The 22,604-nt window shown below is 71.3% G+C and carries 19 protein-coding genes; 6 read left to right on the forward strand and 13 right to left on the reverse strand.

Annotated elements, in window-relative coordinates; genetic code table 11:
- Window positions 1-78: 78 nt before the first annotated feature.
- Window positions 79-2,193, reverse strand: coding sequence for a glycogen debranching protein GlgX (glgX, locus tag QFZ64_RS27095; RefSeq protein ID WP_307070074.1), 2,115 nt, complete (start codon window positions 2,191-2,193; stop codon window positions 79-81).
- Between the two features lie 191 nt (window positions 2,194-2,384).
- Between glgX and QFZ64_RS27100 the strand changes: the two genes are divergently transcribed.
- The 4 genes from QFZ64_RS27100 (at window position 2,385) to QFZ64_RS27115 (ending at window position 6,927) form a co-directional block, all read left to right on the forward strand.
- The gene (locus QFZ64_RS27100; RefSeq protein WP_307070076.1) at window positions 2,385-3,206 is read left to right on the forward strand and encodes a Tat pathway signal sequence domain protein; all 822 of its coding nucleotides are present in this window, start codon (window positions 2,385-2,387) and stop codon (window positions 3,204-3,206) included.
- A 76-nt stretch (window positions 3,207-3,282) separates the two neighbouring features.
- Window positions 3,283-4,617, forward strand: coding sequence for a copper amine oxidase (locus QFZ64_RS27105; RefSeq protein WP_307070078.1), 1,335 nt, complete (start codon window positions 3,283-3,285; stop codon window positions 4,615-4,617).
- Between the two features lie 104 nt (window positions 4,618-4,721).
- Window positions 4,722-5,969, forward strand: a complete 1,248-nt coding sequence (locus tag QFZ64_RS27110; protein ID WP_307070080.1) for an SAV2148 family HEPN domain-containing protein — start codon at window positions 4,722-4,724, stop codon at window positions 5,967-5,969.
- Window positions 5,970-6,189: 220 nt separating this feature from the next.
- A complete protein-coding gene (locus QFZ64_RS27115) occupies window positions 6,190-6,927 on the forward strand; it encodes a 3'-5' exonuclease (protein ID WP_307070082.1) in 738 nt (245 codons plus the stop codon).
- Between the two features lie 238 nt (window positions 6,928-7,165).
- On the opposite strand, the gene QFZ64_RS27120 is transcribed toward QFZ64_RS27115, so the two are convergent.
- Entirely contained in the window at window positions 7,166-8,041 is an 876-nt protein-coding gene (locus tag QFZ64_RS27120; protein ID WP_307070083.1) for a phosphotransferase enzyme family protein, read from the reverse strand.
- Window positions 8,042-8,389: 348 nt separating this feature from the next.
- On the opposite strand from QFZ64_RS27120, the gene QFZ64_RS27125 reads away from it, so the two are divergent.
- Window positions 8,390-9,700 carry a CDP-alcohol phosphatidyltransferase family protein gene (locus QFZ64_RS27125; RefSeq protein ID WP_307070085.1) on the forward strand — a complete coding sequence of 437 codons (1,311 nt, stop codon included), beginning with the start codon at window positions 8,390-8,392 and terminating at the stop codon, window positions 9,698-9,700.
- A 104-nt stretch (window positions 9,701-9,804) separates the two neighbouring features.
- Here QFZ64_RS27125 and QFZ64_RS27130 read toward each other — a convergent pair whose 3' ends face one another.
- Complete coding sequence (locus tag QFZ64_RS27130; RefSeq protein WP_307070087.1) at window positions 9,805-12,087, reverse strand: MMPL family transporter; 2,283 nt, start codon at window positions 12,085-12,087, stop codon at window positions 9,805-9,807.
- A gap of 226 nt (window positions 12,088-12,313) precedes the next feature.
- On the opposite strand from QFZ64_RS27130, the gene QFZ64_RS27135 reads away from it, so the two are divergent.
- Complete coding sequence (locus QFZ64_RS27135) at window positions 12,314-12,859, forward strand: DUF1697 domain-containing protein (RefSeq protein ID WP_307070089.1); 546 nt, start codon at window positions 12,314-12,316, stop codon at window positions 12,857-12,859.
- 181 nt (window positions 12,860-13,040) lie between these two features.
- Here QFZ64_RS27135 and QFZ64_RS27140 read toward each other — a convergent pair whose 3' ends face one another.
- The 10 genes from QFZ64_RS27140 to QFZ64_RS27185 form a co-directional block, all read right to left on the reverse strand.
- Window positions 13,041-13,784, reverse strand: coding sequence for a sirohydrochlorin chelatase (locus tag QFZ64_RS27140; protein WP_307070091.1), 744 nt, complete (start codon window positions 13,782-13,784; stop codon window positions 13,041-13,043).
- A gap of 5 nt (window positions 13,785-13,789) precedes the next feature.
- Window positions 13,790-14,710, reverse strand: a complete 921-nt coding sequence (locus QFZ64_RS27145; protein ID WP_307070093.1) for an ABC transporter permease — start codon at window positions 14,708-14,710, stop codon at window positions 13,790-13,792.
- Window positions 14,697-15,485: an ABC transporter ATP-binding protein gene (locus QFZ64_RS27150; protein ID WP_307070095.1), complete on the reverse strand. Its 789-nt coding sequence runs from the start codon at window positions 15,483-15,485 to the stop codon at window positions 14,697-14,699. The genes QFZ64_RS27145 and QFZ64_RS27150 overlap by 14 nt, the downstream gene beginning before the upstream one ends.
- 125 nt (window positions 15,486-15,610) lie before the next feature.
- Complete coding sequence (locus QFZ64_RS27155; protein WP_307071885.1) at window positions 15,611-16,687, reverse strand: aliphatic sulfonate ABC transporter substrate-binding protein; 1,077 nt, start codon at window positions 16,685-16,687, stop codon at window positions 15,611-15,613.
- A gap of 283 nt (window positions 16,688-16,970) precedes the next feature.
- Window positions 16,971-18,314 (reverse strand): sulfate adenylyltransferase subunit 1, encoded by a 1,344-nt coding sequence (locus QFZ64_RS27160; protein ID WP_307070097.1) that lies wholly within the window; start codon window positions 18,312-18,314, stop codon window positions 16,971-16,973.
- Between the two features lie 2 nt (window positions 18,315-18,316).
- On the reverse strand, window positions 18,317-19,252 hold the full coding sequence (cysD, locus tag QFZ64_RS27165) for a sulfate adenylyltransferase subunit CysD (RefSeq protein WP_307070099.1): 936 nt from the start codon (window positions 19,250-19,252) through the stop codon (window positions 18,317-18,319).
- Window positions 19,249-19,785: an adenylyl-sulfate kinase gene (gene cysC / locus QFZ64_RS27170; protein WP_307172659.1), complete on the reverse strand. Its 537-nt coding sequence runs from the start codon at window positions 19,783-19,785 to the stop codon at window positions 19,249-19,251. The genes cysD and cysC overlap by 4 nt, the downstream gene beginning before the upstream one ends.
- A gap of 74 nt (window positions 19,786-19,859) precedes the next feature.
- Window positions 19,860-20,606, reverse strand: a complete 747-nt coding sequence (locus QFZ64_RS27175; protein ID WP_307070104.1) for a phosphoadenylyl-sulfate reductase — start codon at window positions 20,604-20,606, stop codon at window positions 19,860-19,862.
- Window positions 20,603-20,782: a hypothetical protein gene (locus QFZ64_RS27180; RefSeq protein WP_307070106.1), complete on the reverse strand. Its 180-nt coding sequence runs from the start codon at window positions 20,780-20,782 to the stop codon at window positions 20,603-20,605. The genes QFZ64_RS27175 and QFZ64_RS27180 overlap by 4 nt, the downstream gene beginning before the upstream one ends.
- Window positions 20,779-22,470, reverse strand: coding sequence for a nitrite/sulfite reductase (locus QFZ64_RS27185; RefSeq protein ID WP_307070108.1), 1,692 nt, complete (start codon window positions 22,468-22,470; stop codon window positions 20,779-20,781). The genes QFZ64_RS27180 and QFZ64_RS27185 overlap by 4 nt, the downstream gene beginning before the upstream one ends.
- Window positions 22,471-22,604: the final 134 nt, after the last annotated feature.

Consider the following 22,604-nt stretch of genomic DNA (forward strand, 5'->3'; position numbering starts at 1 on the left):
GAGGGGCCACGACGCACCGCACCCACCGGACAGCCGGACCCCACGGGAAGCGCACGCCCACGCGGCGGAGCCGCGTCCTTACGGTGCGCGGTGCAGCACCGTCATGCTGCGGTCGGTCAGGGTGAGGTGGTCGCCCTTCTTGAGTTTCCGGTCCTTGTCCGTGGGGGTTCCTTCGGGGTGGGCCGTGTCGACGACCACCTGCCATTCGCCGCCCTGGCCCACCGGGACCTCGAACTCCAGGGGCTCGTGGAACGCGTTGAACATCAGCAGGAACGAGTCGTCCTGGATGCGTTCGCCGCGCGGGCCGGGTTCGGAGATCGCGTCGCCGTTGAGGAACACGGTCAGGGCGCTGGCCTGCGCGGAGTCCCAGTCCTGCTGGGTCATCTCGTTGCCCTCGGGGGTGAACCAGGCGATGTCCGACAGCTCGTCGTGGGTTCCCTCCACGGGGCGGCCGTGGAAGAAGCGGCGGCGGCGCAGAACGGGGTGGTCGCGGCGCAGCCAGACCATCGCCCGGGTGAAGGCCAGCAGGTCGCTGTTCCCCCCGGGTTCGGGCCAGTCGACCCAGGACAGCTCGTTGTCCTGGCAGTACGCGTTGTTGTTGCCCCGCTGGGTGCGGGCCAGCTCGTCGCCGTGGCTGAGCATGGGCACGCCCTGGGAGAGCATCAGCGTGGCGATGAAGTTCCGCATCTGCCGGCCGCGCAGGGCCAGGATGTCCGGGTCGTCGGTGTCGCCCTCGGCGCCGCAGTTCCAGGACCGGTTGTGGCTCTCGCCGTCCCGGTTGTCCTCGCCGTTGGCGTCGTTGTGCTTGTCGTTGTACGCGACCAGGTCGTGGAGCGTGAAGCCGTCGTGGCAGGTGACGAAGTTGATCGAGGCGAGCGGGCGGCGGCCGTCGTCCTGGTAGAGGTCGGAGGAGCCGGTGAGCCGGGAGGCGAACTCCGCGAGCGCCCGCGGCTCGCCCCGCCACAGGTCTCGCACGGTGTCCCGGTACTTGCCGTTCCACTCCGTCCACAGCGGCGGGAAGTTGCCCACCTGGTAGCCGCCCTCGCCGACGTCCCAGGGCTCGGCGATCAGCTTCACCTGGGAGACGACCGGGTCCTGCTGGACCAGGTCGAAGAAGGACGACAGCCGGTCCACCTCGTGGAACTGCCGGGCCAGGGTCGCCGCGAGGTCGAAGCGGAAGCCGTCGACATGCATGTCGGTGACCCAGTAGCGCAGCGAGTCCATGATCAGTTGCAGGACGTGCGGGGACCGCATGAGCAGGGAGTTCCCGGTCCCGGTGGTGTCCATGTAGTACTGCGGGTCGTCGGTGAGCCGGTAGTACGAGGGGTTGTCGATGCCTTTGAAGGAGAGCGTCGGACCCAGGTGGTTGCCCTCGGCGGTGTGGTTGTAGACGACGTCGAGGATGACCTCGATGCCGGCCTCGTGCAGCGCCCGGACGGCGGACTTGAACTCCAGCACCTGCTGGCCGCGGTCGCCCCAGGAGGCGTAGGCGTTGTGCGGGGCGAAGAAGCCGATGGTGTTGTAGCCCCAGTAGTTGTTGAGGCCCATGTCGACCAGACGGTGGTCGTTGACGAACTGGTGTACGGGCATCACCTCGAGCGCGGTGACGCCCAGTTCCGTCAGGTGTTCGATGATCGCGGGGTGGGCCAGCGCCGCGTAGGTGCCGCGCAGCTCCTCCGGCAGCTCCGGGTGGCGCATCGTCAGGCCCTTGACGTGGGCCTCGTAGATCACCGTGTCGTGGTAGCCGTGCCGGGGCGGGCGGTCGTCCCCCCAGTCGAAGTAGGGATTGACCACGACCGAGGCCATCGTGTGCGGGGCCGAATCGAGGTCGTTGCGCCGGCCGGGCTCGTCGAAGTGGTAGCCGTACACCTCCTCGCCCCAGTCGACCGCCCCGCTGATCGCGCGCGCGTACGGGTCGAGCAGCAGCTTCGCCGAATTGCAGCGCAGCCCGCGCTCGGGGGCGTAGGGGCCGTGCACGCGGTAGCCGTACCGCTGCCCCGGCATGATGCCCGGCAGATAGGCGTGCCGGACGAACGCGTCGGTCTCGCGCATCTCCACCGCGGTCTCGGAACCGTCGTCGTGCAGCAGACACAGCTCGATGCGGTGGGCGGCCTCCGAGAAGACCGCGAAGTTGGTGCCGGCGCCGTCGTACGTGGCGCCGAGGGGATACGCCTCTCCAGGCCAGACCTGCATGGACACATCTCTTCCAGTAGTTCCGAACCCCGAGGGGCGACGACAGGTCGAGTTTCCCCGAAAAGGGGGGAACCACCCATGACTTACGTCCCTCTTACCCGGCGACCAGTGCGTACGCCGCCTATGGAGTACGCCGAACCAGTGGGGAATCAACACTGTCTTCCCGGATGCCCGGGGGAGCAGGGGGAAACGTGCGCAGAAAAGTGCACCGCCATCTGGGGAAGGTGGTGGCGGGCGCGGCGATCGCTGTGGCGGGGACGGCGGCGATGCTCGCCGTCACACTGCCCGGATCGGCGGGAGCGTCCGGCAATGGGAACGGGAACGGGTCCGGCACCGCGAGCGGCTCGGCGGCCCGGGCGGGCGCGGCCGGTGACGCCGCCGCCGTACCGCCCGGCGTCGTCGAGGAGCCGCCCGCCGTGGGGAAGAAGGGCGTCGGCAGCGACCCGCTCACCGACGACGAGACCGCCAGGGTGGTGAAGATCGCCGCCGGCCCGCAGGCCCTTGCCCGTACCGAGAACGTCGAGGGCGACAAGGGCCCGGAGCGGCTGAGCGTGGCACTCGCCGAGCCCGACGAGGACGAACTCGACGTCACCTCGGCGCCCCGCCGCGCGGACGTCACGTACTACGACTACAAGAACGACACCCTCGTCACCAAGACCGTCAACCTCGACACCGGCAAGGTCGAGGACACCGGCACCCAGCACGGCGTCCAGCCGCCGCTCAGCCACGACGAGACGGTGGAGGCGGCCCGGCTGCTGATCGCCGACCCGCTCGGCGCCGGGCTCAGGGCCGACTACAAGGACGCCACCGGCAAGAAGCTGGCCTCGCCGGACCAGCTCCGGCTGGACAGCATGGTCTACCGCGCCTCGTCCGGCGCCCAGCCGGCCGCGCTCGACAAGTGCGGCGAGCACCGCTGTGTGCGGCTCTTCCCGAAGGTGAAGAACGGCCCGTGGATCGACAGCCGCGACCTGATCATCGACCTCAGCGCCCGCAAGGTCGCCAAGCTGCACTGACCGGGGCCGGCCCGATCAGGCCCGCCCCTCCCGCGTTCTTCGTTCTTCCCTGCTCTCGGCAAGGAGTCTCTTCGTCATGCGTGTGAACAGAATCAGCGGTGCCCGCAGGCGGGCCGCCGTCGGCCTGTCGGTGGCCGCCCTCGCCGCCGGCTGGACGTCGGCCGCCGGACCCGCCTCCGCGGAGCCCGCCGCACAGCCCAAGGCTGCCCCCGCTGCGGCCGAGCCCGACTGCAGCGCCGCCTACCGGATCGAACAGAAGCTCTCCACCGGGACCACCTGGCGGATGTGCTGGAGCTACGAGGCCGAGGCAGGACTCGTCCTGTCCGACGTCTCCTACCAGCCCCCCGGCGAGAGCGCCCCCATCAAGGTGCTCTCCACCGCCAAGCTCGCCCAGATCCACGTCCCCTACGACAACGGCTCCGCCGAGTACAGCGACCTCACCGGCGCCGGCTTCGGCCAGGGGCTGATGGAGATGGCGCCCGGGGAGTGCCCCGGCGGCACCATCAAGAGCGTCAAGGTGCCCGAGGCCTGGGACCCCGAGCACGAGAACGTCAAGGGCCTGTGCACCACCACCCGCGCCCGCGGCCACGCCTACCGCATGGAGGCCGACACCGGGAACAAGGTGTTCCAGGAACAGGGCAAGGACCTGCTCGTCTACACCGTCAACCAGACCGGCTGGTACGAGTACATCACTGAGTGGCGGTTCCAGGACGACGGCACCATCCACATGAACGTCGGCGCCACCGGCACCCTCGCGCCCGGCGACTACAACGCCACCGACGGCCGCGGCTGGCCGCTCGGCAAGGGCGCCCGCGCCTACGCCACCAGCCACAGCCACAACGTCTTCTGGCGGCTCAACTTCGCCCTCGACGGCTCCTCCAAGGCCAAGGTCGAGCAGTACGACTCCAAGGTCACCGCGGCCGCCAACGGCAACGAGGGCCCCACCAACAAGACCACCCGCACCAAGGTCACCAAGGAACTCGCGGGCGACGCCGCCAACATGCGCTGGTGGCGCGTGGTCAGCGAGAGCGGCAAGAACAAGGACCAGCACGCGCGCAGCTACGAGATCGTCCCCGGACCCAGCGCCAAGTACCCGGGCCGCAGCTACACCAAGCACGACATCTACTTCACCCAGTACAAGAAGTGCGAGCAGTTCGCCAGCGACAACCTGCGCAACTGTGGGTCGGGCGCGGGGAAGTCGGTCGACAAGTGGGCCAACGGCGAGACCCTCAAGCACCCCGTCGTCTGGGTCAACGTCGGCTTCCACCACATCGCCCGCGACGAGGACCAGCAGCCCATGCCCGTGCACTGGCAGGGCTTCTCGCTCGCACCGCGCGACGTGACGGCCATGAATCCGCTCACACCCGCCGAACTCGCGGACCAGAACGGCGATTACGACTCGGGTAGTTGAGGAACGAACCCTGTCCATCCGGCTGCACCGCCGACCGCTCCCGGAGTACCCTTCCTTGATCGTTGGGACGGGTTGTTCACGGGGGAACGGAAGGCGGTGCACGGGTGGGCTCGGGAGGGCTGGAGCTGCCTCCTGGTGACGAGGGTCACGAGGAACGGGGTGGCAACTCCGCGGACGTCCCACCCGGCGCGGTGTCGCTGGCCCGGCCGATGGAGCGCGGCTCCATCGGCCCGGAACTGGACTGGAACGCCGACGCCTGGCACGAGGTGCGCACCCGCGCCCAGCGGGCGGGCCGCGCGTACATCTGGCTGAATCTGGTCGAGCAGCGGCTGCGCGCGGTCGTGGCCGCCGTCCTGCGCCCGATCTACGAACCCGTCCACGGCGACGACTGGGTCGTCGCCGCGGCCGGGCCGGCCGGCCAGGAGTGGGTGCAACGGGCCGTCGCCGTACGAGAGGTGAGCCGCCGCAAGGGCTATCTGCTCGACCCGGCCGACGACAACGTGCTCAGCTTCCTCACCCTGCCCCAGCTCCGCGAGCTGATGGTGCAGCATTGGCCGTGCTTCGAGCCCTACATGGACGAGCGCCGCGACGTCGAACTCGCCATGGACGAGCTGGAGGTGACGCGCAACGTCGTCTCCCGCAACCGGGCGCTGTCCGAGGCCGTGCTCGCCCAGGCCGAACGGGCCTCCGCCCGGCTCCTGGAGATCCTCGGCGCCGGCAGCGACGTGCCCTCCGCCCGTCGGCTGCCCGTCGACGCGGTCGAGGACCTGGTCGGCGAGCGGTACGCCGACGTGGTCGCCGTCCACCCCGACCGGGTGCGGCTGCTGCGCCAGTTCCCCGCCGAGGACATCTTCGGCTCCGCCCGCCGGCTCGACGCCGTAGGCATCGGGCTCAACCTGCTGGTGCAGAACTTCTCCGGCCGGCGGCTGGTCCGGCTCGCCGAGTCCGGCACCCGGGTGCGGCTGCTGTTCCTCAACCCGGCCTCCAGCGCGGTCAAGCGCCGCGAACGCGAACTGGGGATGAAACGGGGTGAACTGGGGCGCTCGGTGGAGATGAACATCCTGCACATGCGGCGCGTGCGCTCCCGGCTGCGCGACCCCGACGCCTTCCAGATCCAGGTCTACGACGACACCCCCCGCTTCTCCGCCTACCTGGTCGACGGGGACGGCTCCGACGGCATCGCGGTGGTGCAGTCCTATCTGCGGGGCGCCCGCGGCATGGAGACCCCGGTGATGGTGCTGCGCGGTGCCGGCCGGGTGGTGAAGGCGGACGACGTGATGGACGCCGGGCTCTTCCCCACCTACCGGGAGGAGTTCGAGACCTCCTGGGCGGACTCGCGGCCGGTCTCCTGAGGTGCCCCGATGCGCCCCCCGATGTGCCTCGACGCGCCCTGCGAGGCACATCGGAGGTGCCCCCGAGTGCCTTTGTGGTGCCCCCTGAGAGGGTCCCCGGAGGGCAGGGTTCGCGGGGTCCCGCCGGGGCCGCTGAGCGGAATCCCCTGTTCGGATTGTCAGTGGCGCATGCGAAGGTGATGACCACTGGGGGAACGCACCACCACGAAGGGGGACCGTCATGGCCTGGCACCGGGAGCTGCTGGTCGGCTTCGACCTGGAGACGACGGGCACGGACCCGTACGAGGCACGCATCGTCACCGGGGCGGTGATCGAGGTCAGGGACGGGGAACGCCAAGGACACCGGCAGTGGCTGGCCGACCCGGGCGTGGAGATCCCCGAGGACGCCATCGCCGTGCACGGCATCACCAATGAACGCGCGGCGGCCGAGGGCTCCCCTCCGGACCGGGTGGCGGACGCGATCGCCGAGGTCCTGACCGGGTACTGGCGCGCGGGCGTGCCCGTCGTCGCCTACAACGCGGCGTTCGACCTCACCCTGCTCAGCGCGGAACTGCGGCGCCACGGGCTGCCGTCGCTGCGCGAGCGGCTGGACGGCGCGGACCCGGCGCCCGTCGTCGACCCCTACACCGTCGACCGGCGGGTGGAGCGCTACCGGCGCGGAAAGCGGAACCTTGAGGCGGTCTGCGGGGAGTACGGCGTCGTGCTCGGCACCGCGCACGACGCGACGGCGGACGCGGTGGCCGCGGCGCGGCTGACGACCGCGATAGCCGACCGCCACCCGAAGATCGCGTCCCTCACCCCGGCGGAGCTGCACGCCCGTCAGATCGAGTGGTACGCGGACTGGGCGGCGGACTTCCAGGCGTTCCTGCGCCGCAAGGGCGCCGACGACGCGGTCGTCGACGGCCGCTGGCCCCTCCGGGAACCGGCGGAGGAAACGGTGCGCGGGGGCGCCTCCTAGCCCGACACCGAGGGCTCGCCATGCCCTGTGAGGGACGGGCTGTGTCGGCTGTGCGGCTCCGCCGCGTGGGCGCGAGCAAAGGGGCGCGGAGAACTGCGCGACCAGCCACAGCGCACCCGCCCACGTACCCCACCCACCCGAGCACTCCCGCGCACTCTCCCGCCCCCGGCTGCCTCTCCCGGGGTGCAAGGGGCGGAGCCCCTTGCAGATACGGGAAGGGCAGGGGCGGCGGGAGATCTCAGAACGGATACCACCGCACCTCCGGGTCACCGTCGCGCAGCGACCGCACCCGGCGCTCGAACTCGGCGAGAGCCGCGTCGCCGGCCGGCGCATGCTGCGCCACCCACGCGCAGCTCGCCGTCTCCCGCGCCCCGCGCAGCACCGCGCACCCCTCCCACTCCCGCACATCCCACCCGTACTCCCGGGTGAAGGCGTCGTAGGCCTCGTTCCCGAGCCCGTACCGGTCGCGCGAGAGTGCCATCACCACCAGGTCGTGCTCCCGCAGATCGGAGGAGAACGTCTCCAGGTCCACCAGCACCGGGCCGTCCGGGCCCACGTGCACATTGCGCGGCAGCGCGTCCCCGTGGATCGGCCCCGGCGGCAGGTGCGGGACGAGCGCGGCCGCGGCCGCCGCGAAGCCGTCCCGGCGCTCCCGCAGATACGCCGCGTCCTCCGGGTCGATCGCGTCCCCCGCGAGCCGCAGCCACCGCTCCACCCCGCCCAGCAGCTCCCGGCGCGGCAGCGCGAGGCCGGGGTCGGGCAGGGCGTGCACCTGCCGCAGCAGTGCGGCGAGATCGCGCGGTCCGGCCGGCCGGACCGCGTCCGGCAGCCGGTGCCACACGGTCACCGGGTGTCCCTCGACCAGCAGCGGCTCGGGCACGGCCGCCCGCACCGCGGGAACGCCCGCCTCGGCCAGCCACCCGGCGACGGCCAGTTCGCGGCGGGCCCGCGCGGGCAGGTCCGCGTCGTCCCGGCCGACCTTGACGACCAGGTCGCCGGTGTCGAACACCGCGTTCTCGCCGAGGGCGAGAAGCCGCGCCTCCCGGGCCGCCCGTCCCCCACCGGGCACCACGTCCGCCTCCGCGAGTACCTCGCGTGCCCGGGCCTCGTCCATCGTCCGCCTCCGCCTTCCGTGATCCCCGTGACTGGATCTCCGCGATCGATCCTCGCGATCGGATCTCCGTGATCGTTCACGCGTCGGAAAGTGTCGCACTCACGGCGACCGAGGGAATTTCACGGGGGCCGGTTCCACGCGTGCGGTGAAAGACCGGCGCACTTCACGTCACGGGCGGATCACTTGATAACGCTCGGATAACGCGGGGCTCGCCTGGCATGGCCGTCGACCCTTCTCACCCCTTGGACCGTTACCCCCCGCAGAAGGTTGTGCTCCCCGGATGTTGCTCTCTTGGTAAGAGCCTTCTTAACGTGGGATGAACTCCAATCGAAGCCAGGGAGTTGGCCCATGCCATCGAAACACCGGGACGTGCCCGACCTCGCCGAGGTGCGCCGTCTCGTCCAGAAGAAGCGCGACGCGTGGTGGACCGTGCTCCTCGTCGACCCGGTCGCCACACCCCTTGTGCGGCTGGTCGCGAAGCGCACGCGCATCACACCGAACCAGATCACCTGGGGCGCGCTGCTGCTCGGCCTCGTCGCGGCGGGCTGCTTCTGGCAGGGGGACTGGCAGTGGCTGATCATCGGCGCCGTCGTCTACCACGTCAGCTTCATCCTGGACTGCATGGACGGCAAGGTCGCCCGGCTCACCGGCCAGGGTTCGGTCTTCGGCGCCTGGCTCGACTACATCTTCGACCGGGTCCGCGTCATGGCCTGTGCCGTCGCCCTGATGGCCGGTCAGTACCACCGCACCGATGACACGCTGTACATCTGGCTCGCCGCCGTGGTGATCTTCCTCGACGGGCTGAGGTACCTCAACTCGCTCGAGATCTTCAAGACCCGGCACAGCATGCGCAAGCAGATCAAGGCCCGCCTGCGCGCGGCCCGCCGTGCCGAGAACGCCTCCCAGGTCGCCTTCATGGAGGACCTGCTGCGGGACAACCCGTCGGCGGACATCGAGCAGGACCTGCGCCGCGCCGCCGAGGAGGGCACCCGTGCCCTGACCGCCGAGGACGGCGGGCTGCTGTCCGAGGCGCAGGGCGCCGCGCTGCTGGCCGAGGCCGAGGTGCGGGAGGGCGGGCCGACGACGGCGACGGGTACCTCCGTCCCGGCCGCCGATGCCGGCCAGGACACCGTCGGCGCGCACATCCCCGCGCCCCGGGCAGCCGAGGGTGCCGAGGCCCCTGGCGCCGAGGGCGCCGGAACCGGCGACGGCGCCGCGACCGCCGAGGGCGCCGCGGAGTCCACCGGAGGGAAGGGCCTGCCGCGCAACGCCCGGGTCATCGACCTGCACCAGGAGTTCCGCCACCGCTTCCCGGCCTACCTGCGGTTCCGCTCCTTCCTGCTGCGGCACCGCATCCGTACGCACCTGATCAGCGGCATCGAGTTCCAGATGGGCGTCTTCATCGTCGGCCCGCTGATCAACGCGGTCATCCCGACCACGATCGTGGCCGGCGCGCTGCTGCTGGTGTTCGAGCTCGCCATCGTCTACAAGCTGCTGCTGTCGACGCGCGACTTCGCCCGCACCATCGACTCCTTCGACCGTGAGGCGGCGGCCCGCGCGGCCGCGGCCGCCGAGGAGGCCGCCGCCCTCGGGGTGACGGTTCCCGGCGAGGGGAGCGCGGACGCGACGGCGCAGGGCGCAGCGACCCAGGGCGTCTGAGCCGTACCCGCACGCCGGCCGGTCGGCCGGCAAAGGCGAAGGGCGACGGCGAAGGGCGGGGCCGGGGTGGACATCCACCCCGGCCCCGCCCTTCGCCGTCCCTCTCAGATCCGTACCGTCTCCCCCTCGACCGTCGCCGCCGGCCACGCCGGCGCCACCGGCTCCGGCACCGACTCGTCGTGGGTGAGGTCGGGCAGCCGGCGCAGCCACTTCGGGAAGTACCAGTTGCGCTCGCCCAGCAGCGCCATCACCGCCGGGAGCAGCACGCCCCGGATGACGGTCGCGTCGATCAGCACCGCCGCCGCCAGGCCCACCCCCATCTGCTTCATGGACTGCATCGACAGCGTGCCGAAGATGGCGAACACGGCGACCATGATGACCGCGGCACTGGTGACGACGCCCGCCGTGGTGACCACACCGTGGGTGATCGCGTCCCGCGTCGTAAGGCCGCGCAGCCGCGCCTCGCGGATCCGGGAGACCACGAACACGTGGTAGTCCATGCTCAGCCCGAACAGGATGACGAAGAGGAACAGCGGCAGCCAGGTGATGATGGCGCCCACGCCCTCCGCGCCCACCAGGGACGCGCCCCAGCCGTGCTGGAAGACCGCGACGAGGATGCCGTACGCGGCGCCCACCGACAGCAGGTTGAGCAGGATCGAGGTGATCGCCACCGTCAGCGAGCGGAACGACAGCAGCATCAGCACGAAGGCGAAGACCACGACGAACGCGAACACCGGGACGACGGCTCCGGCGAGTTGGTCGTTGAAGTCCTTCGAGCCGGCCACCTCGCCGGTGATGGGCGCCCGCACCCCGTCGACCTTGCCGAGCGTGGCCGGCCGCACCTCGTCGCGCAGCGTGTCCAGGCTCCGGCCCGCCTTGTCCAGGTCCGAGCCGCCGACCAGCGGCACGTACACGAGGGCCAGGTTCTTCGCGTCGTTCACCTTGACCTCGACCGGGCCGCGCGAGGCGCCCGAACTCACCGCCCGCTCACGGAAGTCGTCGAGGGCGGCCCGCACCTCGGGGGCGTTGATGTCCTTCGCGTCGACGACCACCTCGGCGGGGCCCGAACCGCCCGGGAAGGCGTCGTTGACCCGGTCGTACGTGGCGACGATCGGCAGCGAGTCGCCGAACTCCTGGTCCAGCGTGAGGTTCTGCGTCTTCATGCCGAGCGCGGGCGCGGCGATCGCCAGCAGCGTGCCGGCCGCGACGACCAGCGAGACGGCGGGCCTGGCCAGCACCACCCGGAGCACCGCGCCCCAGAACCGCGAACCCTCCCGCGCGGTGCGGCCGCGGCGCTCGGCCCGGCGCTGCCTCGCCTCGGGGCTGAGGTAGGGCACGCGCCCCTTCTCCACCCGCTCGCCCAGCAGCGAGAGCAGCGCGGGCAGCACGGTGACGGAACCGACCATCGCGACCGCCACCACCATCAGCGAGGCCAGCCCCATCGCCTCGAACTCGGCGATCCCGGTGAACAGCATGCCCGCCATCGCCACGCACACCGTGACACCGGAGACCACGATCGCGCGGCCACTGGTCGCGGCGGCGATCCGCAGCGCGGTCGCCCCGTCCCGGCCCGCCGTCCGCTCCTCCCGCTCCCGGCGCAGGTAGAACAGGCAGTAGTCGACGCCGACGGCCAGGCCGACCAGCAGCATGACCGAGTTGGCGGTGTCGCTCATCGGCACGAGATGGCTGACGACCCCCATCAGACCCATCGTGGCGACGATCGCGGTGATCGACAGCGCCACCGGCAGCAGCGCCGCGACCAGCGCGCCGAACGCGATCAGCAGAATGCCGAGCGCCACGGGGACGGCGGAGAGCTCCGCCTGCTGGAAGTCGCTGCCGAAGGCGTCGTCGAACGTCTTCTGGATGCTCGCGCCGCCCACCTCCTCGATCCGCAGCGACTCGTGCCCCTGCTGTACGCCCTCGACGGCGTCGAGCACCGGCTCGACCCGCTCGCCGGCGGTGTCCGCGTCGCCGCGCATGTCGAACTGGACGAGCGCGCTGCGGCCGTCCTCGGAGATCGTCTTCGTGTCGTAGGGCGAGGACACGTCCGTCACCCTGCCGGTGCCCTCGACCGCCTTGATCACGGCGGTGACGGCGGCGTGGAAGGCCGGGTCCGTGGCCCTGGTGCCGCCGCCCTTCGCCTGGACCAGTACGGACTCGCTCGCCGGTTCGTCGACGCCGGCGTCCTCCAGGATCCGCGCGGCGGTGTGCGTCTCACCGCTGAGCTGGTCGCTCTCCTTGACGTCGACCCGGCCCGCCACCGACCCGAGTCCCATCGCGACGGCGACGAACAGCACCCAGATGCCGACGGCGGCCCATCGGTGCCGAGCGCTCCAGCCGCCGGCGCGGGCGGCGATGCCGCGCACCCGTGTGTTGCCGTTTCCCATGACGGGCCAGCCCCCTTGTGCGTGGTGGCGGCCCCCTGCCGTCACCCGGTGCTTCGAAGGTATGTGCCGGACAAGAGCGTCTCTTCGTACTGTCCGGTGAACCCTGTGGGCCCTTCCTCCTTCCTGCGGACCGCACCGCCCTCCCCACGAGGGACGAGCCTGGCCCCTACACGTAAGGAATTTGTCGGGGGGCGCCGCTCAGGGTCGGCGGTCCTAGGGTGGGCGCATGACGACGTACTCCGCGCTGCTGCGCGGGATCAATGTGGGCGGCAACAAGAAGGTGCCGATGGCCGACCTGCGCGCACTGCTGACGGAGTCGGGGTACGGCGGCGTGCGCACGTATCTGCAGAGCGGCCAGGCCGTGTTCACGGCGGAGCGGGGCGACGAGGAGTCCCTGGCCGCGGACCTCGCGGCGGCGGTGGAGAAGCGGTTCGGCTTCGCGGTGGACGTCCTCGTCCGCGACCACGCGTATCTGCGGGCGGTGCGGCAGGGGTGTCCGTTCCCCGCGGACCGGCTGGAGGGCAGGCAGCTCCACGCGACGTTCTTCTCGGCACCGGTGGACGAGGAACGCTTCGCGTCGGTGGCGCGGGAGAGGTTCCTGCCGGAGGAGTTCCGGCTCGGGGACAGGGTGCTGTACCTGTACGCGCCGGAGGGACTGGGGCGGTCGAAGCTGGCGGTGGCGTTGGCGTCGCGGCGGGTGGTGGGAGATGTCGTCGCGACGACCCGCAACTGGAACACGGTCCGCAAGCTGGAGGAACTGACGGCGGTCTGAGCCGCCCGGGGGTTCTCGCGCCCCCGCCGACCCTTCCCGTCCCGACCCCGGGGGCTCCGCCCCCGGACCCCGAAAAGATCGCGCGGTTGCCCGCGCCCCTGTCAGGGGCGCGGGCAACCGCGCGGCCGGCCACGACGCGCCCGCAGCCGCCGTGCGACAGGAGCCCCCGGCCCGGAAGGCGTCACGCGCCCACGGCCGCCGACAGACGCGGCAGCGCCGCCTCGTCGTACCGGTGCAGGAGGACGCGGGCGACCTCCTGCGACGGGCCCAGGACGTCGGCCAGGACGTCCGCCCCGGCCGCCCCCCGCGCGATCCGGTCCGGCAACCGCCCCGGCGCCAGCACGTACGGTGCCACAGCCACCCGCCGGCACCCCATCGCCCGCAACTCCCGCACCGCCTCCTCCGTACGGGGCAACACCGCGGAGGCGAACGCAGGCCGCACGGCGCACCAACCGGTGTGCCGCCACTCCCGCGCGATTTCTGCGATCACTGCGATCGCCTCCGGGTCACTGGACCCCGCCGAGGCCAGTACGACCCCGGTCGAGGACTTCATCGCGGGGTCGAGCCCCGCCTCGTACAGCCGCCGCTCGAGACCCGCCAGCAACAGCGGCGAGGGCCCGAGCACCTCCGCCTGCCGGATCCGCAGTCCGCGCGGCGCCTGCCGCAGTACCGCCGGGATGTCGGACTTGGCGTGGAAGGCCCGGGTGAGCAGCAGCGGCAGCGCCACCACGTCCCGTACGCCCTGAGCAGCCAGCGACTCCAGCACGCCCGGCACCGAGGGCACGTTGAAGTCCAGGAACCCGGTCTCCACGCGCACCCCCGGCCGCAGCGACCGCACCCGCCGTACCAGGGCGTGCACGGTCGCGGCGTGCCGCGGGTCGCGGCTGCCGTGGGCGATGACCAGGAGGACCGGTTGGCTGCGCATGGGTGTCAGTTCCTCACCAGGAGGCCGCGGCTGCGCAGGACCCACCGCTCCAGCGGACTGAAGATCAGCAGGTCGATGGCGATGCCGACGATCAGGATGAGCAGGATGGCCTCGAACACCATCGACATGTCGCTGGCGTTGCGGCCGTTCTCCAGGAGCTGGCCGAGCCCGACGCCGAGGTCGGGGAAGGACGCGATGATCTCCGCGGCCATCAGCGACCGCCAGGAGAACGCCCAGCCCTGCTTCAAGCCTGCCACATACCCCGGCAGCGCGGCCGGGAGCACGATGTGCCAGGTGCCCTTCAGCCCCGTCGCGCCCAGGGTGCGGCCCGCCCGCAGGAACAGCGGGGGCACCTGGTCGACGCCGGAGACCAGCCCGTTGGCGATGGAGGGCACCGCGCCGAGCAGGATCACCGCGTACATCATCGAGTTGTCCAGGCCCAGCCAGATCACGGCCGGCGGCACCCACGCCACCGACGGCAGCGACTGCAGACCGGACAGGATCGGGCCGATCGCCGCCCGCACGAACTTCACCCGCGCCACCAGCAGCCCCAGCGGGGTGCCGATGACCAGGGCGAAGAGGAAGCCGAGCAGACCGCGCGAGACGCTGGTCCAGATGTAACCGAGCAGATCGCCCCTGAGCCAGGCTTCGTGGACCTCGCCCCACACGGCCGACGGCGAGGGCAGCTTCGTCGGGTCGTCGACGACCTTGAAGGAGATCAGCGCCTGCCAGACCACCAGGATCAACGCGACGGCGACGACCGGCGGCAGAATCTTGTCGATCAGGGTGCGCCGCAGCGGCGGGCGGCCGGAGGCGGTGGACTCCAGCGCGTCGAGGCCGGCCTCGACACCGGCCAACTCGTCCCCGCCCCCGGCGGCCTCGTGCTCCGCGCCTCGGGGGTCCGTGCTCGTCTCAGTGCTGGCCATGGCGGCGGATCTCCCCACGCAGGACTTCGGTGATCTCGACGGACAGTTCCGCCACGGGCGCGTCCTCGATACGGCGCGGCTGCGGGATGTCGACCGTCCACTGGCGCGCCACCCGCCCCGGCCGCGACGACAGCAGCACGACGCGCTGCGCGAGCCGCACCGCCTCGCGCACGTTGTGCGTGACGAACAGGACGGAGACCCCCGTCTCGGCCCAGATGCGGGTCAGTTCGTCGTGCAGCACGTCCCGGGTGATGGCGTCGAGCGCGGCGAACGGCTCGTCCATCAGCAGCAGCCTGCTGTCCTGCGCGAGCGCGCGGGCCAGCGCCACCCGCTGCCGCATGCCGCCGGACAGCTCGTGCACCCGCTTGCCGTGCGCGCCCCTCAGCCGGACGAGGCCGAGCAGCTCCTCGGCCCGCTCGCGGCGGTCGGCCTTGGGCACCCCGCGCAGCCGCAGGGCCAGTTCTATGTTCTTCCCTGCCGTCAGCCAGGGGAACAGGGCGTGCTCCTGGAACATCAGCGCCGGGCGGCCGTCGGTCGAGATGCTGCCCGACGACGGGGCGTCGAGCCCCGCCACCAGGTTCAGCAGCGTGGACTTGCCGCAGCCCGACGCCCCCAGGAGGGTGACGAACTCGCCCGGCGCGACATCGAGGGTGATGTCGTCCAGGACGAGCTGCCGCCCGGCGGGTCCGGCGAAGGACTTCGAGACGTGCTCGATACGGGCGGCGTGCCGCACCGCCTCGTCCTCGGCCGCCTTGGCGAGTGTGGTCGTGGCCATGGTCGTCACCTCCTGGGAACGGAACGGAAGGGAACCGATCGAAAGGAAACCGAACGGAGGGGAACCGAACGGATCGGATCGCAGCGGACAGGAACGGGATGCGGGTCAGCCGCCGACGCCGCCGGTCACTGCGTGCCCAGTCCGGCCGCGTCGACCGTGCGCGCGCCCTCCGCCTTCAGGACCTTGTTCAGGAGGGTGAGGTCGTAGATGCCGTCCAGGTCGGGCTTCTCCAGCAGGCCGGCCTTGACCGCGTGGTCGGCCTCACTGCGCAGCGTGGACGCCAGCGGGTCGTCGAGGATTGTGATCGACTTCCACGCCGGGTCCAGGACGTCGGCCGGCAGCGCCTTGCCGGAGTCCTTCTCCAACTGCGTGTTGGCCGCCGCCTTCGCCGCGTCCTGATGGGCGTTGATCCACTTGTTGGTCTCGACCGACGCCCTCAGCACCGCCTCGACGGCCTTCGGGTGCTCCTTGAGGAACGCCGCCCGCACCACCACGTTGGTGATCACGAACTTCCGGTCCGGCCACAGCGTCGACTCGTCGAGCAGCACCTTGCCGCCCTCGGCGACCAGCTTCGACGCCGTCGGCTCCGGCACCCACGCGCCGTCCAGCGAACCGGCCCTGAACGCGTCCGGGGTCACCTTGTTGTCGCTGCGCACGACCGTGACGTCGCCCCTGCCGCTCTGCGCGTCGACCTTCCAGCCCTGCTCGGCGATCCAGTTGAGGAACGCCACGTCCTGGGTGTTGCCGAGCTGCGGGGTGGCGATCTTCTTGCCCTGGAGGTCCTTGAGGCTCTTGACCTTCTTCGGGTTCACCACCAGCTTGACGCCGCCCGACGCCGAACCCGAGACGATCTTCAGGCTCTTGCCGTTCGACTTGGTGTACCCGTTGATCGCGGGGGAGGGGCCGAGCCAGCCGATGTCGACGGAACCGGAGTTCAGCGCCTCGATCTCGGAGGGGCCCGCGTTGAAGACGGCGTACTTCGCCTTCGTCGCCCCCAGCTCCTTCTGGAAGAAGCCCTTCTGGTTGCCCACCAGCGCGGTGGCGTGGGTCAGGTTGCCGAAGTAGCCGATGCGTACGGAGTCCAGACCGTCGGTCTTCCTCGCGTCGGCGGCGACCTTGGCGTCCCCGCCGGTGTCGTCGGACTTCGAGCCGTAGCCGCACGCGGCGAGCGTGAGCAGGGGGAGGGCGGCGAGCACTGTCATGCCCTTGCGCAGCAGCGGGCGCGGGATACGCGCGACACGCGGGGATCGGTTGGCAGGCACGGGAGGTGTTCCTCTCGTTGGCCCGGCGGTCACGGTTTCAGGTCGTGGCCGGGAGGTCGACGGGTCTTCGGTGACGCGGGTGGGGGGTGAGGGCGCGCAGGCAGTGCGCGTACGTCACCGCGCACATCGCGCGACCCCGCCCGTGCCGCTGCCGAGGGCGCCGCTGCCCACACGGCCGCCCTCCTTGGCGAACGTCGCGAAGATGTCGTCGACCCCGGTCATGTCAGAAGTCCCAGCCCTCGTCGGCCTCGGACTTCACCGGCTCGGGCGCGGCGAAGGACTCGCCGACCATCCCGGCGGTGAGCGTGGTGCCGTCCGACGGATCGATCAGGATGAACGAACCGGTGCGCCGGGAGTCGGCGTAGGCGTCGGCCGGGAGCGGCTCGGCGGTGCGGATCTTCACCCGGCCGATGTCGTTGGCGGCCAGCGTGCCGGGGTGCGGGTGCAGGGACAGATCGGCCAGCGTCAGCCGGGACGGGATGTCCTTGACGATCGCCTTGACCGTGCGCGTACCGTGCTTGAGCAGCACCCGGTGGCCCACCGTCAGCGGCTGGTCGGCCACGTGGCAGACCGTCGCCTCGATGTCCTGGCTGGTGGCGGGGGCGTCCGGGGCCGGTGCGATCAGATCGCCGCGGGAGATGTCCAGGTCGTCCGCGAGCAGCAGCGTCACCGACTGCGGCGTCCACGCCACGTCGACGGGCGTGCCCAGCAGATCGATCCCGGTGACCGTCGTCGTACGGCCCGACGGCAGCACGGTGACCGCGTCGCCGACACGGAACGTGCCGGCCGCGATCTGGCCCGCGTACCCCCGGTAGTCCGGGTGCTCGGCGGTCTGCGGACGGATCACGTACTGCACCGGGAAGCGGGCGTGGCAGTGCGCCAGGTCGTGGCTGACCGGCACGGTCTCCAGGTGTTCGAGCACCGTGGGACCGCCGTACCAGTCCATGGTCCCGGACGGCTCGACGACGTTGTCGCCCTCGAGCGCGGAGATCGGGATCGCGGTGACGTCCGGGACGCCCAGTTCCGTCGCGTACGCCGTGAACTCCTCGGCGATCGCGGCGAACACGGACTCCTGGTGGCCGACGAGGTCCATCTTGTTGACGGCCAGCACGACGTGCGGCACCCGCAGCAGCGCGGCGATCGCGGCGTGCCGGCGGGTCTGCTCGACGACGCCGTTGCGCGCGTCGACCAGCACGACCGTCAGCTCGGCGGTGGACGCCCCGGTGACCATGTTGCGGGTGTACTGCACATGCCCCGGGGTGTCGGCGAGGATGAACCGGCGCCTGGGCGTGGCGAAGTAGCGGTAGGCCACGTCGATGGTGATGCCCTGCTCGCGCTCGGCCCGCAGACCGTCCGTCAGCAGAGCGAGGTCGGGACCTTCCTGGCCGCGTCCGGCCGACGCCCGCTCCACGGCCTCCAGTTGGTCGGTCAGGACCGACTTGGAGTCGTGCAGCAGCCGTCCGACGAGCGTGGACTTGCCGTCGTCGACCGAACCGGCCGTGGCGAACCGCAGCAGGGTGGTCTCGGGGAGCTCCGTGAGGTCCGCGGGTTCCGTGGTGGTGGTCATGGCTAGAAGTACCCCTCGCGCTTGCGGTCCTCCATCGCGGCCTCCGACAGCTTGTCGTCGGCGCGGGTGGCACCGCGTTCGGTGAGCCGGGAGGCGGCGATCTCGGTGATCACCTTCTCGATGGTGTCGGCGTCGGAGTCGACCGCTCCGGTGCAGGACATGTCACCGACGGTGCGGTAGCGGACCTGCCGCTTCTGAACCGTCTCGCCCCCCTTGGGCCCGCCCCACTCACCGGCGGTCAGCCACATGCCGTTGCGGGCGAACACCTCGCGCTCGTGGGCGAAGTAGATCTGCGGCAGCTCGATGCGCTCGCGGGCGATGTACTGCCACACGTCCAGCTCGGTCCAGTTGGACAGCGGGAAGACGCGGACATGCTCGCCGGGCGCGTGGCGGCCGTTGTACAGGTTCCACAGCTCGGGGCGCTGGCGGCGCGGGTCCCACTGGGAGAACTCGTCCCGCAGGGAGAACACGCGTTCCTTCGCCCGCGCCTTCTCCTCGTCCCTGCGCCCGCCGCCGAAGACGGCGTCGAACCTCTCGCTCTGGATCTTCTCGGTGAGCGGGACGATCTGCAGTGGGTTGCGGGTGCCGTCCGGGCGCTCCTTCAGCACCCCCCGGTCGATGTAGTCCTGCACCGAGGCGACATGCAGGCGCAGCCGGTGCCGCTCCACCGCCCGGTCGCGGTAGGCGAGGACCTCGGGGAAGTTGTGACCGGTGTCCACATGGAGCAGGGAGAACGGCACGGGGGCGGGGGTGAACGCCTTCAGCGCCAGGTGGAGCATCAGGATGGAGTCCTTGCCACCGGAGAAGAGGATCACCGGCCGTTCGAACTCGCCCGCCACCTCGCGGAAGATGTGCACCGCCTCGGACTCCAGCGCGTCCAGGTGCGAGAGCGCGTACGGGCTGTCGGTCTCCTCGGTGACGGAGGCGACGGTCGTCATGCCAGACCCCTTTCGGCGAGCAGCTGGTGGACGGCGGCGGCGGACTCCACGACGGTCTGGGTGTGCGACTCGATGCGCAGATCGGGCGCGACGGGCTCCTCGTACGGGTCGTCCACACCCGTCAGCCCGGAGATCTCACCGGCGGCCTGCTTGGCGTACAGGCCCTTCACGTCCCGTGCCGAGCACACCTCCACCGGGGTGGCCACGTGCACCTCCACGTACGCGGTCCCGCCCGCCTCGTGGCGCTTCCGCACCGCCTCGCGGCTGTCGGAGTAGGGGGCGATCACCGGGACCAGCGCCGTGACGCCGTTGCGGGCCAGCAGCTCGGCGAGGAAGCCGATGCGCTGCACGTTGGTGTGCCGGTCGGCGCGGCTGAAGCCGAGGTCCGCGGTGAGGACCGCGCGGATCTCGTCGCCGTCCAGCACCTCGACGCGGCGGCCGTCGGCGCGCAGCAGGCCGGCCAGCTCGTGGGCGATGGTGGTCTTGCCGGCGCTCGGCAGACCCGTGAGCCAGACGGTGGCTCCGGTGCTCAACGGCTTCTCCCGGGGATCGTGGGGAACGGCGTGGGGATCGTCGGGGACGGCGCGGGGACCGTCGGTGGTCGTCGTCATCCGTGCAGCCCGCACTCGGTCTTGGCGCGGCCCGCCCAGCGGCCGGCGCGCGCGTCCTCGCCCTCGGCGACGCGGCGGGTGCAGGGGGCGCAGCCGACGGACGCGTAACCGTCCGTCAGCAGCGGGTTGGTGAGCACGCCGTGCTCGGTGACGTAGGCGTCCACGTCGTCCTGCGTCCAGCGGGCGATGGGGGAGATCTTCACCTTGCGGCGCTTGTCGTCCCAGCCCACGACAGGGGTGTTCGCGCGGGTCAAGGACTCGTCGCGGCGCAGCCCGGTCGCCCAGGCCTCGTAGCCGGCCAGGCCCTCCTGGAGCGGCTTGACCTTGCGCAGGAAGCAGCACAGGTCGGGGTCGCGGTCGTGCAGCCCCGGCCCGTACTCGGCGTCCTGCTCGGCGACCGTCTGCTTCGGGGTGAGGGTCAGGACACGGACGTCCATCACGGCCTCGACGGCGTCCCGGGTGCCGATCGTCTCGGGGAAGTGGTAGCCGGTGTCCAGGAACACCACGTCCACGCCGGGCATCGCCCGGGAGGCGAGGTGGGCGACCACCGCGTCCTCCATGGAGGAGGTCACGCAGAACCGCTTGCCGAAGGTCTTTGCCGCCCACCGGAGGATCTCCAGGGCGGAGGCGTCCTCCAGGTCGCGGCCGGCCTGCTCGGCGAGCGCCTTCAACTCGGCCTCGCGGAGCGACAGTTCGCTGTCGTCCGGCGCGGTGGCCGACCGGTCGGTGCGCACCGTGGTCATCTCTGGTCCCCTCCCGTGTCGTGCCCGTGGAGTCCCTGGGCGAGCAGCCCGAGGAACTTCAACCGGAAGGCCCGGTTGCAGGCCCCGCATTCCCACGCACCGTGGCCCTCCTCGCCCGGACGCAGGTCCTCGTCGCCGCAGTAGGGGCAGTAGAACGGTGCCGCCCGCTCGCTCACGACAGCGCCTCCTCGGAGGCCCGCGCGGCCCACGTGGCGAACCGCTCGCCGTCCTCGCGCTCCACCTGGAAGCGGCGCAGGACGCGCTCGATGTAGTCGGGCAGCTCCTCGGAGGTGACCTTCAGGCCGCGGACCTTGCGGCCGAAGGACGGCTCCAGGCCGAGCGCGCCGCCCAGGTGCACCTGGTAGCCGCCGACCTGGTTGCCCTCGGCGTCGGTGACCAGCTGGCCCTTGAGACCGATGTCCGCGGTCTGGATGCGGGCGCAGGCGTTGGGGCAGCCGTTGATGTTGATGGTGACCGGCTCCTCGAACTCCGGCAGTCGGCGCTCCAGTTCGTCGATCAGCTCGCTGCCGCGTTCCTTGGTCTCGACGATGGCCAGCTTGCAGAACTCGATGCCGGTGCAGGCCATCGTGCCGCGCCGGAACGGCGAGGGGTTCACCCTGAGGTCCAGCGCCTCCAGGCTCTCCACGAGGGAGTCCACCCGGTCCTGCGGCACGTCGAGGACGATCATCTTCTGCTCGACGGTGGTGGAGACCCGGCCCGAGCCGTGGGCCTCGGCGAGCTCGGCGATCTTGGTGAGCAGCGAGCCGTCGAGCCGGCCGACGCGCGGGGCGAAGCCCACGTAGAAGCGGCCGTCCTTCTGGCGGTGGACGCCGATGTGGTCGCGCCAGGCCTGCGCGGGCATCTCGGGCGCGGGGCCGTCGATCAGCTTGCGGTGCAGGTACTCGTCCTCCAGGACCTGGCGGAACTTCTCCGCGCCCCAGTCCGCGAGCAGGAACTTCAACCGGGCGCGGTTGCGCAGCCGCCGGTAGCCGTAGTCGCGGAAGATCGAGGTGACGCCCTCCCACACGTCCGGCACCTCGGCCTCGGGCACCCAGGCGCCCAGCCGCTCACCGAACCTGGGGTTGGTGGACAGCCCGCCGCCGACCCACAGGTCGAAGCCGGGGCCGTGTTCGGGGTGGACGACGCCGACGAAGGAGATGTCGTTGATCTCGTGTGCCACGTCGAGCAGCGGGGAACCGGAGACGGCCGTCTTGAACTTGCGGGGCAGGTTGGAGAAGCGCGGGTCGCCGACGTAGCGGCGGACGATCTCGTCCAGCGCGGGCGTGCCGTCGATGATCTCGTCCTCGGCCACGCCGGCGACCGGCGAGCCGAGCATGCCGCGCGGGCAGTCGCCGCACGCCTCGGTGGTGGACAGGCCGACGGACTCCAGCCGCTCCCAGATGGCGGGCACGTCCTCGACGCGCACCCAGTGGAACTGGATGTTCTGCCGGTCGGTGATGTCCGCGGTGCCGCGCGCGTAGGTCTCGGAGACCTCGCCGACGGCCCGCAGCTGCTCGGTGGTGAGCCGTCCGCCGGTGATACGGACGCGCATCATGAAGTACTCGTCCTCCAGCTCCTCCGGCTCCAGCACGCCCGTGCGGCCGCCGTCGATCCCGGGGCGGCGCTGGGTGTACAGACCCCACCAGCGGAAACGTCCCCGCAGATCGTTGGGGTCGATGGAGTCGAAACCGCTCTTGGAGTAGATCGTCTCAATGCGTGTCCGCACATTGAGACCGTCGTCGTCCTTCTTGAGCTGCTCGTTGCCGTTCAGCGGGGTGAAGTGCCCCACGGCCCACTGACCCTCGCCGCGGTGACGGCTCACCTTGCGGCGGGGCGCGGCGGAATTGCGAGGGGTGGCGGCCATGCGGATACGTCCTTCGGGACAGCGGTGAGTGCGGCTCGTGCCTGCGCGCAGGGGCATGCGGAGTGCATGCAGGGCGGGCGTGCGCGTCATTGCGCGGGAAGGGGGAGGTACGCGGGGATCCGGCGGTGCTGGTA

This window comes from Streptomyces sp. B3I8, assembly GCF_030816915.1.
Taxonomy (GTDB): domain Bacteria; phylum Actinomycetota; class Actinomycetes; order Streptomycetales; family Streptomycetaceae; genus Streptomyces.